This window comes from Rhodobacter sp. NTK016B, assembly GCF_017303295.1.
Lineage (GTDB): Bacteria > Pseudomonadota > Alphaproteobacteria > Rhodobacterales > Rhodobacteraceae > Pararhodobacter.
Genome location: NZ_JAFKOK010000015.1, coordinates 1 through 15,628, shown reverse-complemented (window position 1 = coordinate 15,628; position 15,628 = coordinate 1). Strand labels below are relative to the sequence as shown.

General features: G+C 66.0%; 14 protein-coding genes. 12 read left to right on the top strand and 2 right to left on the bottom strand.

The features are described from left to right. Positions 1-5: 5 nt before the first annotated feature. From JI664_RS18440 to JI664_RS18410, 7 genes are all read left to right on the top strand, one after another. Positions 6-488, top strand: a complete 483-nt coding sequence (locus JI664_RS18440; protein ID WP_207015246.1) for a MarR family winged helix-turn-helix transcriptional regulator — start codon at positions 6-8, stop codon at positions 486-488. Further along, positions 479-1,360 (top strand): amidohydrolase family protein, encoded by an 882-nt coding sequence (locus JI664_RS18435; RefSeq protein ID WP_211201742.1) that lies wholly within the window; start codon positions 479-481, stop codon positions 1,358-1,360. Before JI664_RS18440 ends, JI664_RS18435 begins: the two co-directional genes overlap by 10 nt. A gap of 263 nt (positions 1,361-1,623) precedes the next feature. Then, positions 1,624-2,748, top strand: coding sequence for a TRAP transporter substrate-binding protein DctP (dctP, locus tag JI664_RS18430; protein WP_207015245.1), 1,125 nt, complete (start codon positions 1,624-1,626; stop codon positions 2,746-2,748). A 93-nt stretch (positions 2,749-2,841) separates the two neighbouring features. Further along, positions 2,842-3,351, top strand: coding sequence for a TRAP transporter small permease (locus JI664_RS18425; protein ID WP_207015244.1), 510 nt, complete (start codon positions 2,842-2,844; stop codon positions 3,349-3,351). Continuing rightward, positions 3,348-4,649, top strand: a complete 1,302-nt coding sequence (locus JI664_RS18420) for a TRAP transporter large permease (protein WP_207015243.1) — start codon at positions 3,348-3,350, stop codon at positions 4,647-4,649. Before JI664_RS18425 ends, JI664_RS18420 begins: the two co-directional genes overlap by 4 nt. After that, the gene (locus JI664_RS18415) at positions 4,646-6,220 is read left to right on the top strand and encodes an acyl-CoA dehydrogenase family protein (protein ID WP_207015242.1); all 1,575 of its coding nucleotides are present in this window, start codon (positions 4,646-4,648) and stop codon (positions 6,218-6,220) included. The genes JI664_RS18420 and JI664_RS18415 overlap by 4 nt, the downstream gene beginning before the upstream one ends. Positions 6,221-6,449: 229 nt before the next feature. Continuing rightward, positions 6,450-6,953, top strand: a complete 504-nt coding sequence (locus JI664_RS18410) for an acyloxyacyl hydrolase (RefSeq protein ID WP_207015241.1) — start codon at positions 6,450-6,452, stop codon at positions 6,951-6,953. A 15-nt stretch (positions 6,954-6,968) separates the two neighbouring features. Here JI664_RS18410 and JI664_RS18405 read toward each other — a convergent pair whose 3' ends face one another. Beyond that, positions 6,969-8,144, bottom strand: coding sequence for a LysR family transcriptional regulator (locus JI664_RS18405; protein ID WP_207015240.1), 1,176 nt, complete (start codon positions 8,142-8,144; stop codon positions 6,969-6,971). Further along, positions 8,141-9,010 carry a DUF1932 domain-containing protein gene (locus JI664_RS18400; protein WP_207015239.1) on the bottom strand — a complete coding sequence of 290 codons (870 nt, stop codon included), beginning with the start codon at positions 9,008-9,010 and terminating at the stop codon, positions 8,141-8,143. The genes JI664_RS18405 and JI664_RS18400 overlap by 4 nt, the downstream gene beginning before the upstream one ends. A gap of 120 nt (positions 9,011-9,130) precedes the next feature. Between JI664_RS18400 and JI664_RS18395 the strand changes: the two genes are divergently transcribed. The 5 genes from JI664_RS18395 (at position 9,131) to JI664_RS18375 (ending at position 15,548) form a co-directional block, all read left to right on the top strand. Continuing rightward, the gene (locus JI664_RS18395) at positions 9,131-9,862 is read left to right on the top strand and encodes a PIG-L deacetylase family protein (protein WP_207015238.1); all 732 of its coding nucleotides are present in this window, start codon (positions 9,131-9,133) and stop codon (positions 9,860-9,862) included. A 77-nt stretch (positions 9,863-9,939) separates the two neighbouring features. After that, positions 9,940-10,611: a 4-carboxy-4-hydroxy-2-oxoadipate aldolase/oxaloacetate decarboxylase gene (locus tag JI664_RS18390; protein WP_207015237.1), complete on the top strand. Its 672-nt coding sequence runs from the start codon at positions 9,940-9,942 to the stop codon at positions 10,609-10,611. Between the two features lie 124 nt (positions 10,612-10,735). Beyond that, positions 10,736-11,803, top strand: a complete 1,068-nt coding sequence (locus JI664_RS18385; protein ID WP_207015236.1) for a 4-oxalomesaconate tautomerase — start codon at positions 10,736-10,738, stop codon at positions 11,801-11,803. A gap of 252 nt (positions 11,804-12,055) precedes the next feature. Then, the gene (locus JI664_RS18380) at positions 12,056-13,735 is read left to right on the top strand and encodes a bifunctional protein tyrosine phosphatase family protein/NAD(P)/FAD-dependent oxidoreductase (protein WP_207015235.1); all 1,680 of its coding nucleotides are present in this window, start codon (positions 12,056-12,058) and stop codon (positions 13,733-13,735) included. 64 nt (positions 13,736-13,799) lie between these two features. After that, positions 13,800-15,548 (top strand): SulP family inorganic anion transporter, encoded by a 1,749-nt coding sequence (locus tag JI664_RS18375; RefSeq protein WP_207015234.1) that lies wholly within the window; start codon positions 13,800-13,802, stop codon positions 15,546-15,548. The last annotated feature ends 80 nt before the right edge of the window (positions 15,549-15,628 follow it).

The window sequence follows — 15,628 nt, the reverse complement described above, 5'->3', positions numbered from 1 at the left end:
ACAGCGTGAACGCCCCCTTCCCCACCGGCCCAAGCACGGATGAGCCTGTCGCCCTTGGTGCGCTCACCAGCTCGGTGGGGTTCATGCTGCGGATGTGCCAGACCCGGGCCTACGATCAGTTCTTCCGGGAATTTCAGGACACCGAAGTCCGCCCCGGCGAGTTGACGCTGCTTTGGGTGCTGGACCTCAATCCGGGGTTGAAACAGGGATCGGTGGGGCGCACGCTGAACATCAAGCCCGCCCATATGACCAAACTGATCCAAAGGCTGGTGCGCGAGGAGTTCGTCGAACGCCGCGTGCCCCCCGAGGATCGCCGCTCGATCCAGCTCTACCTGACCGAGACCGGGCGCGACTATCTGAACCGTTACCGCGAACGCTTTCTTGCGGTACACAGGGCCGAACGCGTTGGCCTGAACGACGCCGAAATGGCCACGCTGCTGGCCCTTCTCAGCAAACTCAATTTTCAAGAGGCTCCCGAATGCCCGTGAACATGGACGAAATCGTCGCCATCGACATCCACACCCATGCCGAGGAACCCTGCGACACCTGCCGCGACGACGGTTATAACGAGTTCCAGGCGGGCATGGCGCGGTATTTCAAGAATCCCGCCGGGGTCGAAGGGATGCTGCCGACCATCGAGGAAACGGCGCAGTATTACCGCGAGCGCAAGATAGCGGCGGTGATCTTCCCCGTCGATGCCGAGCGCGAAACCGGCTTCCGGCGCTACCATAACGAGGAAGTCGCCGAGATCGCGGCGGCCAATGACGACATCCTGATCCCCTTCGCCTCGATCGACCCGCACAAGGGCAAGATGGGCGTGCGCGAAGTGCGCCGCATGGTCCGCGATTTCGGCATCCGGGGCTTCAAGTTTCACCCGACCTTCCAAGGCTTCTATCCCAACGACCGCATGGCCTACGAAATGTACGAGGCCATTCAGGACGAAGGCGCCATCGCGCTGTTCCATACCGGCCAGACGGGCGTCGGCTCTGGGATGCGCGGCGGCATGGGTATGCGGCTGAAATACTCGAACCCGATGTATCTCGACGATGTCGCGGTCGATTTCCCCGATCTGAAGATCATCGCCGCCCACCCTTCGTTCCCGTGGCAGGAAGAGGCGCTGTCGGTCGCGATGCACAAGCCCAACGTCTATATCGACCTGTCGGGCTGGGCGCCGAAATACTTCCCGAAGATCCTTGTGCAATACGCCAATTCGATGCTGCGCAAGAAGATGCTCTTCGGGTCGGACTGGCCCGCCATCACGCCCGATCGCTGGCTGTCGGATTTCGACAAGGCCGATTTCAAGGAAGAGGTCAAGCCGCTGATCCTGAAGGAAAACGCACGCCGGCTGCTGGATATGTAACGAGCTTGCCGTTTGCCTCCGGGAAGGAGTGACAGGCCTGACGCGCCCCGCTGCGTGTTGCCGTTACCGGAGGCGCGGCAATTGAGGACGAGGAACATGCCGCGGATCCGGCGGCAATGAGACGCCGGATCCCCCGCACCGGGTCAGCCCCCGCGCGGCGCGGCACCAGAACGGACAGGCTGCACCCGCTTGTCCTGAAACGCACGGACCGGGGCCCCAAGATCCCGAAACCGGCACCAAGGGTGTTCAGAGGAGGAAGACACATGAAACTGACCCGAATCGCTGGCCTGACGCTCGCCGCGTCCGTCATCGCGTTCAGCGCCGCCGCGCAGGACCGTGTCCTGCGTATCGCGCCCGCCGCTCCGCCCGCCCACCCGGCGAACGGCGTGCTCTACACCAACTTCGCCGAATACCTGCCCGAGGAATCGGATGGCCGTCTCGGCACCCAGATGCTGGGCCCGGAAGTCGTGAATCTCGGCCAGATGAAGGACGCCCTGCTCAGCCAGGTCGCCGAAGTCGGCAACTTCCTTCCGCTCTATTTCCCCGCCGAACTGCCCTACATGTCGCTCGCCGGTGAGCTGTCGCTCACCTCGGGCAACAGCCAGGCGGCGGCGGCTGCGATGACCCAGTTCATGGTCGAATGCGAGCCCTGCCAGCAAGAGATGACCGATTTCGGCTTCGTCTATCTGGGGTCGGGCGCCTCGGACGTCTACGAGATCCTCTCGACCCGTCCGGTGCTCTCGGTCGAGGACCTGAACGGCCTGCGTCTGCGGTCGGGTGGTGCGCCCTGGGCCCGTTTCGCCGAGCATTTCGGCGCTGTGCCCGCTCAGATCTCGGTCAACGACACGTTCGAAGCCGTGAGCCAGGGCGTCGTCGACGGCTCGATGGCCTCGATCGCCGACCTGATCTCGTTCCGTCTGGTCGACGTCATCACCGACGTGACCTTCCTGCCGCTGGGCCTGTATCAGGCGACCTCGAACTTCCACACTTCGGGCGTCACCTGGGCCAGCCTGTCGCTGGAAGACCGTGAAGCCATGGCGCGTGCGGCCAACCGCGCGAATGCCGACTTCACCGACCGCTGGGGCCGCTCGATGCCGGAAGAGGCCGAAGCCGCAGCGCGCGAAGCGGGCATCAACTTGCACGAAGCCAGCCCGGAATTCGTGGCGGCGGTTCAGGACTTCGTGGCGACCGAAGCCGAAACCGCGGCCGAGGTCTCGGTCGAGCGCTATGGCATCGAAGACGCCGCCGACCGCGTCGCCCGCTTCCAAGAGCTGTACAGCTACTGGGAAGGCGTCGCCAACGAGGTGAACAACGAGCCCGAAGCGATGGCGCAGCGCGTCTATGACGAAGTCTGGGCGAACGTCGATTTCTCGACCTACGGCCAGTAAGCTCACCGTGGCCGCCGGGCGCCCCGCGCGCCCGGCGGCCGCTTTCTGCCATCATCCGTGCAGAGCCCTTTATCCGTTCTGCGGAGATCCCCGATGAACCGTCTGGAACAAATCCAAGACTCGGCGCTGGCGTTGCTGGCGTTTCTTGGTGCGGTCGCGACGCTGGCCTTGATGGCGCATGTCGCCTTGGACATCACGCTGCGCAACATCTTTAACCGCCCGATCCCCGCCACTTTCGAGGTGGTCACGCATTACTACATGGTCTCGCTCGCCTTCATCCCCCTCGCCTGGGTCGAGAAATCGGGCGGCATGATCTCGGTCGAGTTCATTGACGGCTTTCTCAGCCCACGCACCCGCCGCATCTCGGACCGGATCGTCGCGCTGATCACCACGCTGGTCTATGCCGTCCTTGCCTGGGTCACGCTGCAGACCGCGCTGACGAACATGGCGCGGGGCAGCTTCCTGATGGCCAACCAGACGCGCGTGCTGACATGGCCCGCCTACTGGATCCCGCCGCTTGGCTTCGGGCTTGCCGCGCTGGTCGTCTTTATCCGGTTGATTTCCCCGATCCGCGATCCGCGCGTCAAGGATTCTGAAGCATGAGTATCACCGTCGGTTTTGTCGGCGTCGCCGCCCTTTTCGTCTTGCTGGCGCTTCGCGTGCCGGTGGCCATCGCGCTGATCGGCGTGTCCTTTGGCGGCGTCGCCTGGATGCTGGGCCTGACCCCCGCCATCGGCATCGTCGCCAACACGCCCTTCAGCTTCATCGCCAACTGGACCCTGTCGGCCGTGCCGATGTTCCTGCTGATGGGCTTCATCAGTTATCATGCCGGTCTCACGGCGGGGCTGTTCGAAGCGGCCAAGGCCGTCTTGCGCCGGGTGCCCGGCGCGCTGGCGATCAGTTCGATCTTCGCCTGTTCGGGCTTTGCCGCGGTCTGCGGCTCATCGCTGGCAACCGCCGCCGCCATGGGTCGCATCGCGATCCCGGAAATGGTGCGTTCGGGCTATTCGCCCAGCTTTGCCTCGGGCGCGATTGCCGCGGGCGGTACGATCGGCGCGCTGATCCCGCCTTCGATCCTGATGATCGTCTACGGCGTCTTCGCGGAGACCTCGATCACAAAGGTCTTCGTCGGCGGCATCACCATCGGCGTCATCACGGCGATCAGCTATTCGATCATCGTGCTGCTGACCTGCTGGCTGCGCCCGGACATCGCGCCGCCGCGTCCGCTGGATGCTGACGATATTGACACCCGCAAGGCCGTGCTGAAGATCTGGCCCGTGCTGCTGCTGATGCTGGTCGTGTTCGGCGGGCTGTTCTCGGGTTTCTTCACCGCGACCGAAGCGGGCGCCGTGGGCGCGCTGGGGGCGCTGGTCATCGGCCTTGCCACGAAGCGCCTGACCTTCCCGATCTTCCGAACCTCGATGATCGAGACGCTGCAGACCTCGGCCTCGCTGTTCATCATCGGCATTGGCGCGGCCATGTTCACCCGTTTTCTGGGCATGACCGGCCTGTCGGGCTTCCTGTCGAACTTCGTCGCCGGGGCCGAGCTGGAATACTGGCAGCTCATGCTGATCGTGGTGGCGATCTATCTGGTCCTCGGCATGTTCATGGAGCCGTTCGGCGCAATGATGGTCACGCTGCCGGTGCTGCTGCCGATCTTCCGTCAGGAAGGCATCGACCTCGTCTGGTTCGGCGTGCTGCTGGTCAAGCTGCTCGAGGTGGGGATGATCACGCCGCCCGTTGGCATGAACGTCTTTGTCATCCGAAACGTCGCCGCGAAATACGCGACCGTGGCGCAAATCTTCCGCGGCGTGGTGCCGTTCCTGGCTGCCGATCTGGTTGTCGTGTTCTTGACCATCGCCTTCCCTGCTATCGTTCTTTACCTGCCGAGCCTGATGTGACTTACCAATCCGATGCCGATGCGATGATCGATGCCCTCAACCGCACGCCCAACTGGGCGCGCGTACGCGGCGCGATCGACGACGAGACCCTGAGCTCGATCATGTCCGAAGCGGCCAAGGTCGCCGAAAGCGTGGTGGCCCCCGTGGACATCCCCGCCGACCGTATCGGCGCGGTGCACGAGGGCGGCAAGGTCCGCGTGCCCGAGGTCTATCACGCGGCCTTCGACGCCGTGGCCGAGGGCGGCTGGATGGGGCTGGAACAGGCCGAGGAATTCGGCGGCATGGGAATGCCGCTGAGCCTGTTCGCAGCCGCCAACCCGCTCTTCGAACGCGCAGCACCGGCTTTCATGATGGCGGTGGGCGGCACCCGCTCGGCGGCGCTGTTGCTGACCGAATGGGCCGCGCCCGAGATCCGCGACGACTGGGTCCCGGCGATGATCGCGGGCGAGCGCTGCGCGACGATCTGCATTTCCGAACCCGGCGCGGGCTCGGATGTGGGGCGCATCCGCACGCGGGCCGAAAAGGACGGCGAGACGTGGCGGATCAGCGGGCAAAAGATCTGGATCAGCTTCGGCGACCATGACCTGCGCGAGCGCATTGGCCATTGCCTGCTGGCGCGCACCGGCACCGAGCCGGGCACGCGCGGCCTGTCGCTGTTTCTGGTCGAGCGCGGCCCCGGTGTCACCTGCGAGCGGATCGAGGAAAAGATGGGTCTGCACGGCTCGCCCACCTGCGCGCTGCAATTCGACAGGGCCGAGGGCAAGCTCATCGGCGAGGAAGGGCGTGGTCTGGCCCAGCTTTTCACGATGATCCGCCACATGCGCCTGACGGTCGCCTGTCAGGGGCTGGGCACGGCGCTGAAATGCTACGATGTCGCCGCCACCCATGCGCAGGATCGGATGCAGGGCGGTAATCCCAAAGAGCCGCCGGTCGCGATCATCAACCATCCCGATGTGCGCCGTCAGCTTATCGACCTGAAATCTGCCATCGACCTCTACCGGCTGGCGATGCTGGAGGCCGCGACCTCGGCCGATCTGTCAGCCGAAGACGACGACCTGCGCCGCCTCAATGCGTGGATGCTGCCGCTGATCAAGAATTTCGGCGCCGAGCTGGGCTTCGATACGGCGGGCAAGGCGATCATGGTGCTCGGCGGTTCGGGCTTCACCAAGGATTACCCGCTGGAACAATCCCTGCGCGACAGCCGCGTCTTCGCGATCTACGAAGGCACGACCGGCATGCAGGGGCAGGATTTCTTCCTGCGCCAGACGCTGGGCGATGGCGGCAAGGGGCTTGGCGTGTTCCTCGACCGCGCGCGCGCCGAATGCGCCGATCACCCCGCTCAGGCGCAGGTGATCGAGGATTTCGCGGCCTTCATGACCCGCGCCATGGCCGAAACCGACCGTACCCGGCAGGCAGGCATGGCCGACGCGGTGATGCGCGCGGGCTGGGTCGCGCTGCAGGCATGGATGTCGGTGCGCATCGCCGACACGCCCGAGGCCGCCTATTTCATCGCGCAGGCGCCCGCGCAGCTTGCGCTCTGTATCGCCCGCGCCGACGCGCCGCTGGGCTGATCGGCCTTCCGACAGGGCGATGGCGGGGTCTTCGACAGGCCCCGCCTTGTCGTTTTCACGCCGTTGCAAATTGGACGCGCGCGGGCTTGGGCTTGGCGCCTTGACGGGCTCGTGTCTTGACCCCCGGCGGACAGAGCGGCACAGAAGTCGGGACCGTCCGGCGTGTCGTCGGGCTTTTCCATTGCCGGCGTCGCCCCGCGCGACGATCCGGCCAGCCGTGAGACCCGCCATGCCGATGCCCCTTTCCCCCCGGACCGCCCGCCGCTTTGCCGCCGCTACCGCGCTTGCCAGCCTGTTTGCCGCCCCCGCTGTGGCGCAGAGCCTCGATTTCTCGGTCGGCAGCAGCATGCGCGGCCCGTCCGAAGGCACGATCTTCGCCACGCTGGAATACCACGCGCCCGACAGCTTCGCCTCGGGCAACTGGTCCGGCGGCTGGGCCGGGGCGCTGCGGGTGTCGGATGACGGCGACGGCTGGATCGGTGCGGGCTACGCGCTGGAATATGATCTGGGCGCCAACTGGTACGCGCAGGGCAGCTTCATGCCGGGGTATTACTCGGCCGGCGGCACCGCTCTGGGCCACAGCATCGAGTTCCGCACGCTGATCGGGATCGGCTATCGCTTCGACGCGATGTCGAGCATCGACCTGACGCTCGACCATATGAGCAACGCGGGCCTCGGCAGCAGCAATCCGGGCATCGAGATCCTCGCCATCGGCTATAACCGCCGATTCTGAGCGTCGGGGCAGCAGTCAACGCGCCATACCCAGCCGCCTGAGGCTGTCCATGAACTGCGCCTGCGCGGCGGTCGGCAGCCAGTCGGCGCGCGTGGTGACACCGATGGCCCGCGTGGTATCAGGCAGCGCCACGTCGAGCGGCGCCAGCGCGCCCAAGGCGATCTCGGCGCTCGCCTGAAGGCGGCTGATACAGCCGATATGATCGCTCAGCGCCAGCAATTCGCGCATCAGCACCGCCGAGCCGCACTCGATCATCGCCGGGCGCGGGACATCCGCGCCGCCCAGCTGGACCAGCGCATGGTCGAATTGCGCGCGCGCGGGCGTGTCGGCGCGGGGCACGATCCACGGATAGCGCGCGATGGCCGCCACGTCGGGCCGCCCGGCCACAAGCGGATGACCGGGCCGCACCACAAGAACCAGATCATCGGTGAAAAGCCTCTCTTCGACCACTTCGGGCACCGGCGCGGGCTGGCGCAGCGCCCCGATCAAAAGGTCAATCTCGCCCCGCCGGAGCCCCGACAACAGGTCGTCATAGGGGCCGTCCATGATGCGCAGCGGGATGCGCGGGCGCTTGGCGCGAAAATCGGCGATCACGCGCGGCAGCACGCTTGAGCGCGACAGCGGCATCGCCCCGATGACGATCTGCCCCGCCTCGCGCCCGGCCAGATCGCCCAGTTCGGCGGCGGCCTGTTCCAGCTCGGAAAAACACAGCCGCGCCGCGTCGGCCAGAAGCTGCGCCGCGCGGGTGGGTTCCATCCGCTTGCCGCTGCGCAGAAAAAGCGGGCGCGCGGCTTCGGATTCCAGCTGCGATACGGCCCGGTGCACCGTGGGCTGCGCCAACCCCAGACGCTGCGCGGCCAGCGTGAAGTTCTGCGCGTCGCGCACCGCGATCAGCGCCTGAAGCTGCGCCCGCGTCGCGGTCAGCACCAGCCGGGGCGCCACCCCCGCCAGCGACAGATCGAGCCGCCCCAGCGCCCGCCGCACCCGGCGCCCGAACAGCGCGCCCGCCTCGGTCGGGCCCGAGCCGTCGCGTCCGTGATGGATCAGCGCCATGCCCGCCTCGGCCTCAAGCCGCGCCATCGCCTGCGAGGCGGCGGGCTGCGAGACATTGCAGGCCCGCGCCGCCGCCGTGATCGAACGCCGGTCCAGCACTGCCAGAAACACCCGCAGATGGCGCAGGCTGGGTGTCACCTGTCGGACGCTTTGTTGAGCGCCGCCAGCAGCGCGTCGGCGCGCGGTCCGAAGCCCTCATCCACCGCAACGCCCATCGCAACGCCCAGTGCGCCGATCTGCGCCTGCCAGTCGGCCGTGGCGCTGGCCATGCGGTCGGGCAGGCCCAGCTCGGCCAGCGTTTTCGCGACCTCGCGCATCTCGGCGCTGCGGCGATTGCCATGCACCGCCATTCGCTCGAAGTTATAGGCCGAGCGCTCGGTCCAGTCGAAACCCGGATCGCTTTTCTGCAGCGACGCAAGCACGCGCTCATCGACACCGGCAAGCCGCGCGCCCAGCAGGCATTCGGCGGTCAGCGCCTCGATCCCCTTGATCATCACCGAGCGCATCATCTTGATGGTCGAAGCCTGCCCGACCCTGTCGCCCACCACGCCGGGCTGCATCCCCAGCGCGCGCAAGGCGGTGTCGGCGTCTTCGGCATGCGGCCCGGCCACCAGAAGCGGCACGCGGGCCTGCAACGGATGCACCGGCGCCATGATCGCCACGTCGACATAGCGCCCGCCCGCCGCCTCGATCACTGCGGCTGAGCGCGCCTTCGCACCGGGCGAGCAGGAATTGCCGTCGAACCAGAACGCGCCTTCGGGCAGATCCGCCGCGCAGTCGCGCGCGGCCTCCTCGGCCCGGTCGGCGGTGACGAGGCACCACACGGCCCCGGCCCCCGCCAAGGCCCCGGCCCGCGTATCGGCGTGACGGACATCGAGCGCCGACATCTCCTGAGCAAGGGGGCGCAGATCGAAGCCCGAGACGCTGTCGAGACTGCCCCGCGCGATGCTGCCCGCAAAAGCGCGCCCGGCCTCGCCGAAGCCGATGAATGCCAGCTTGTCCATGATGATTCCCTTCTTGCCTGCGAGGGGCGTTATAGCACACCCTTATGCGACGGCACGGCTTTCGGATTGGACATTTCCGCGCCGGATCCGCACATTCCGCGCAGTTCTGGAGGAACCGATATGACCGAGAAGAAAACCGCGCTCATCGTCAGCGCCCATGCCGCCGACTTCGTCTGGCGCTGCGGCGGCGCCATCGCCCTGCATGCCGAGATGGGCTACAACGTGACCGTCGCCTGCCTGTCCTACGGCGAACGCGGCGAAAGCGCCCGGCTGTGGAAAGAGGGCAAGACCCTCGACGAGGTGAAGTCGATCCGCAAGGCCGAGGCCGAAGCAGCCGCCAAGGCGCTGGGGGTCCATGACCTCGTCGAATTCGATCTGGGCGATTACCCGATGGACTTCACCCGCGACGACCGCATGAAGCTGGTGCAGGTCATGCGCGACGTGCAGCCGTCCTTCATGATGTCGCATTCGCGCTGGGACCCGTACAATTCGGACCACATGAACACCACGCAGATCGTGCTGGAATGCCGCGCCACGGCGCAGGCCTGGGGTCACAATCCGGGCGAGAAAGTGCTGGGCGCGCCGCAGGTCTACCTGTTCGAGCCGCACCAGACTGAACAGATGGGCTGGAAGCCCTCTGTGTTCCTCGATATCACGCCGGTCTGGGAAAAGAAGAAAGCCGCGATGGAGGCCATGAACGGCCAGGTCCACCTGTGGGAATATTATACCCGCGTGGCCCAGCAGCGCGCCAACCACTTCAAGCGCAATTCGGGCGGCATGTCGGGCGGTCGCGACTGCAAATACGCCGAGGGCTTCGAGTCGATCTTCCCGCGCACGGTCGACGAACTCTGAGCCACTGACACCGGAGGCTGCGGGGGCTGAAACCGGCGCCCGCAGCCTGTTCGATTCATACGAAAGGGGATCTGGATATGGCAGTCGTCGTCCAGAATATCGACCGCGCCGACAAGGCGGTCATCGAGGCCTTGGGCAAGGCGGGCGTCGCCACCGTGCACGAGGCACAGGGCCGCACCGGCCTGATGCAGGCGCAGATGCGCCCGATCCAGCAGGACCTGACGATCGCCGGCTCGGCCGTGACGATCTCGGCCGCGCCCGGCGACAACTGGATGATCCATGTCGCCATCGAACAGCTGCAAGAGGGCGACGTGATGGTGCTGGCGCCGACCTCGCCCTGCGACATGGGCTATTTCGGCGACCTGCTGGCGACCAGCGCCATGGCGCGCGGCTGCAAGGCGCTGATCATCGATGCGGGCGTGCGCGATACGCGTGACCTGCGGCAGATGGGCTTCGGCGTCTGGTCGACGCATGTCTCGGCGCAGGGCACGGTCAAAGAGACGCTGGGCTCGGTCAACATCCCGATCGTCTGCGCGGGCGCGATGGTGAACCCGGGCGACGTGGTGATCGCCGATGACGACGGCGTGGTCGTGGTGCCGCGCGCGAAGGCCGCCGAGGTGCAAGCCGCGGCGCAAAAGCGGCTCGATGCCGAGGAAGCCAAGCGCGTGAAGCTGGCGGCGGGCGAGCTGGGGCTCGATATCTACAACATGCGTCCCCGGCTGGAAGAAAAAGGCCTGAAATACATTTGAGGCGGTTGGGGGCTAACGCCCCCGGCTTCCGGGACCAGCGGGGGCTGCCGCCCCCGCACCCCCGCTTCAAGGGGGGCTGTCTGCCCCCCTTGAAAATCCCCCCGAGGATATTTGAGGAACAAAGATGAGCGATCCGGTTGTCGACGGCCTTCCCTGTCTCTGGATGCGGGGTGGCACCTCGAAAGGGGCGTATTTTCTGGCCACGGACATGCCTTCGGACGTAGCCGCGCGTGACGCCCTGTTGCTCGCGATCATGGGCTCGCCCGATGCGCGCCAGATTGACGGGATCGGCGGGGCGGATCCGCTGACCTCGAAAGTGGCGATCCTGGGCCCCTCGACGCGCGAGGACGCGGATGTGGATTACCTGTTCCTGCAGGTCTTCGTCGATCAGGCGCTGGTGTCCGACGCGCAAGCCTGCGGCAATATCCTGGCGGGCGTCGGCCCGGCAGCCGTCGAACGCGGGCTGGTCGCGGTCGCGGGCGAAGAAACGCCGGTGCGCATCCATATGCTCAATACCGGCGAGGTCGCGAAAGCCGTGGTGCAGACGCCGGGCGGGCGCGTGACCTATGCGGGCGAGGCCAGTATCGATGGGGTGCCGGGTCAGCATGCGCCGGTGCCGCTGATGTTCCAGAATATCGCGGGCTCGATGTGCGGCGCGTTGCTGCCGTCGGGCAATGTGGTGGACGTGGTGGACGGCGTCGATTGCACGCTGATCGATAACGGGATGCCGTGCGTGATCATGGCCGCCGAAGCGTTTGGAAAGACCGGTCAGGAGAGCCGCGAAGAGCTGGAGGGCGACGCCGAGCTCAAGAAGCGGATCGAGGCGATCCGGCTCAAGGTCGGGCCGATGATGAATCTGGGCGATGTCACGGAGAAATCCGTGCCGAAGATGACGCTGGTTTCCGCTCCGCAATCCGGTGGCGCGCTCAACACCCGCTCGTTCATCCCGCATCGCGCGCATGCCTCGATCGGGGTTTTCGCGGCGGTGAGCGTGGCGACGGCCTGTACGCTGGACGGGTCTCCGGCGGCGAAACTGGCGGCGATCCCCGAAGACGGGCGCTACCTGATCGAGCATCCGACGGGCGCCGCCGAGGTGTTGATCGAAACCGGCGAGGACGGGCAGGTCACCGGGGCCGGGACGTTGCGGACGGCGCGGAAACTGTTCGACGGGCGCGTCTTTCCGCACGCGTGACGCCGGCGCCCCCTGACAAGGCGCCCTAACGCATTATCGAAAAAACAAAGGGTTGCGCGAAAGCGGCAACCCTTTTTTCATGCGCCGGCAATGCCGGATCGGCGATGTGTCTTTCCGGCTTGCATCCGCTGCCGTCATAATGTATTCAAAAGTTCGAATTTGTTGTTTCGTTCGAGACTCAGCCCGAACCGCGCAACAGCGCCCGCACCCCGCCCTTCCGGCCCGCGCCGGAGACCGGCCAAGGAGGACATCATGGATCCGAAACCCCTTACCGAGGCCCTGTCGGTCTCGCCCCAGATCAGCGTGGCCGATGTGGCCGAGGCGAAGGCACAGGGCTTTCGCGCGATCATTTGCAACCGCCCCGATGGCGAAGGCGCCGACCAGCCCAGCTTTGACGAGATCGAGGCCGCTGCGCGCGCGCAGGGGATGGAGGCGCGCTATGTCCCCGTCACCCCCGGTCTTGTGCGCGACGCGGATGCCGAAGCCATGGCACAGGCGCTGCGCGAAATGCCCGGCCCGGTGCTGGGCTATTGCCGGACCGGCACGCGGTCGGCCACGCTCTGGGCGCTGAGCGAAGCGAAAAGCCGGCCCCTGCCCGAGATCCTCGCGGCGACGAAAGCGGCGGGCTATGACATGAACGGCGTGGCGCGGCGCATCGCCAATGGCGGCAAGACGCCCACCGATACCGGCGACGCGCAGTATGACGTGGTGATCGTGGGCGCCGGTGCGGGTGGGATCTCGGTCGCGGCCTCGCTCAAGGCGCGCAAACCGGATCTGGAGATCGCGCTGATCGATCCTGCCGATATCCACTATTACCAGCCCGGCTGGACCATGGTCGGCGGCGGCATTTTCGAGCCGCAGGACACCGCGCGGGTGATGGGCAGCCTGATCCCGCACGGCGTGCATTGGCTGAAATCCGCAGTCGCCGCCTTCGAGCCTGCGAATAACGCCGTGATCCTCGATGGCTGCCGGGTGGTGAAATACACCCGTTTGATCGTCACCCCGGGCCTGAAGCTGGACTGGGCCAAGATCGACGGGCTGGTCGAGACGCTGGGCCGCAATGGCGTGACCTCGAATTACCGCTATGATCTGGCGCCTTATACGTGGGAGCTGGTGCAAGGGATGCGCGGCGGACGGGCGATCTTCACCCAGCCGCCGATGCCGATCAAATGCGCGGGCGCGCCGCAAAAGGCGATGTACCTGTCGGCCGATGCGTGGCTGAAGCGCGGCGTTCTCAAGGACATGGATATCCACTTCAACAATGCGGGTGGTGTGCTGTTCGGCGTGAAGGATTACGTTCCGGCGCTGGAAAAATACGTCGAGAAATACGGCATCAACCTGAATTTCTTCCATAACCTCGTGGCCATCGACGGGCCGGGCAAGACCGCGACCTTCAAGGTCTCGAAGCCCGAGACCGAGCCCACCGAAGTGACGATGGCGTTCGATATGATCCATGTCGTCCCGCCGCAGGTGGCACCCGATTTCATTCGCGTCTCGCCCTTGGCGGATGCGGCGGGATGGGTCGATGTCGATCAGGCGACGCTGCGCCACAAGAGCTATGACAACATCTGGTCGCTGGGCGACGTGATGAACGCCCCCAACGCCAAGACGGCGGCGGCGGCACGGATGCAGGCTCCCGTGGTGGCACAAAACGTGGCCGACGATATCGACGGGCGCTCGCCCTCGGCCCTGTACAATGGCTATGGCTCTTGCCCGCTGACGGTCGAACGCGGCAAGATCGTGCTGGCGGAATTCGGCTATGGCGGGGCGCTGTTGCCGAGCTTCCCGAAGCTGCTGCTCGATGGCACCAAGCCCAGCCGCGCGGCGTGGCTGCTGAAGGAAAAGCTGCTGCCGCCGATTTACTGGAAAGGCATGCTGCGCGGCAAGGAATGGATGGCCACACCCGAGAAGGTGACCGCCAAGACCTCGTGATCCCGAAGGCGCCGGGTTATCCCCCCTGCCCGGTGCCACCCTGACCTGTTGAAAGACGCCTGAGATGTCCGTGAAACTGTCGAAATACCTGCCCGTTCTGGACTGGGGCCGCCGCTATAACCGCGAGGCCTTTTCCAACGACATGATCGCTGCGGTGATCGTGACGATCATGCTGATCCCGCAATCGCTGGCCTATGCACTGCTCGCGGGCCTGCCGCCCGAAGCCGGGATCTATGCCTCGATCGCGCCGATCCTGCTTTACGCGATCTTCGGCACCTCGCGCGCCTTGGCCGTGGGGCCGGTCGCGGTCGTGTCGCTGATGACAGCCGCCGCCGTGGGCAACATCGCCGAAACCGGCACGATGGGCTACGCGCTGGCAGCGCTGACGCTGGCCTTCCTGTCGGGTGCGATGCTTTTGGTCATGGGGGTGTTCAAGCTTGGATTTCTGGCGAATTTCCTGTCGCATCCGGTGATTGCGGGCTTCATCACGGCCTCGGGCATCCTGATCGCGGCGAGCCAGCTCAAGCACATCCTCGGCGTGCAGGCGAGCGGGCACACGCTGGTCGAAGTGATCGAGACCCTGATCGCGCATCTGGGCGATACGAATGTCATCACGCTGGTGATCGGCGTGTCAGCCACGGCGTTCCTGTTCTGGGTGCGCAAGGGGCTCAAGCCGCGCCTGCGGGCGCTGGGGCTGGGTCCGAAAATGGCCGATGTGCTGACCAAGGCGGGCCCGGTCGCGGCGGTCTTCGTGACCACCTTGGCGACCTGGGCGCTGGGGCTGTCGGGGCGCGGCGTGGCCGTCGTGGGCGAGGTCCCGCAATCGCTGCCGCCGCTGACCATGCCGTCCTTCTCGACCGATCTGCTGGGCCAGCTCTTCGTGCCCGCGCTACTGATCTCGGTGATCGGCTTCGTCGAGTCGATTTCGGTCGCGCAGACACTGGCCGCGAAGAAGCGCCAACGCATCAACCCCGATCAGGAACTGATCGGCCTTGGCGCGGCGAATATCGGCGCGGCCTTCACCGGCGGCTATCCGGTAACCGGCGGCTTCGCCCGCTCGGTGGTGAATTTCGACGCGGGCGCCGAAACGCCGGCGGCGGGGGCATACACCGCCGTGGGTCTGGCCATCGCGGCGGTGGCGCTGACGCCCTTGGTGTTCTTCCTGCCCAAGGCCACGCTGGCGGCGACGATCATCGTCGCGGTGCTGTCGCTGGTGGATTTCTCGATCCTGAAAAAAACCTGGGGCTATTCGAAAGCGGATTTCTTCGCGGTCGCGGCAACGATCCTGCTGACGCTGGGTTTCGGCGTCGAGACCGGCGTTTCGGCGGGCGTGATCCTGTCGGTGGGCCTGCATCTCTACAAGACGTCGAAGCCGCATGTGGCCGAGGTCGGTCTGGTCCCCGGCACCCAGCATTTCCGCAATATCAACCGCCACAAGGTCGAAACGCATGAGGACCTTCTGACGCTGCGCGTGGATGAAAGCCTGTATTTCGTGAATGCCCGCTTCCTCGAAGACCTGATCCAGGACCGGCTGGCAACCGGACAGCCCATCCGCAATGTGGTGCTGATGTGCTCGGCCGTGAACGAGATCGACTATTCGGCGCTCGAAAGCCTTGAGGCGATCAACACAAGGCTCAAGGATCTGGGCATTGGCCTGCACCTTTCCGAGGTGAAGGGGCCGGTCACCGACAAGCTGGGCAAGACGCATTTCCTCGACGACCTCAACGGCCGCGTCTTCCAGTCGCAATACGACGCCTGGCGCAGCCTGACCGGTGCGCCGCGCCCGATCCCCGCCTCGGAAAGCGCCGCCTGAGGCGCGCCCCTTGGCAACCGGTACGCGACAAAGGGGGGCTGTCTGCCCCCCTCTTTGGCTTCGCCAAATTCACACCCCGA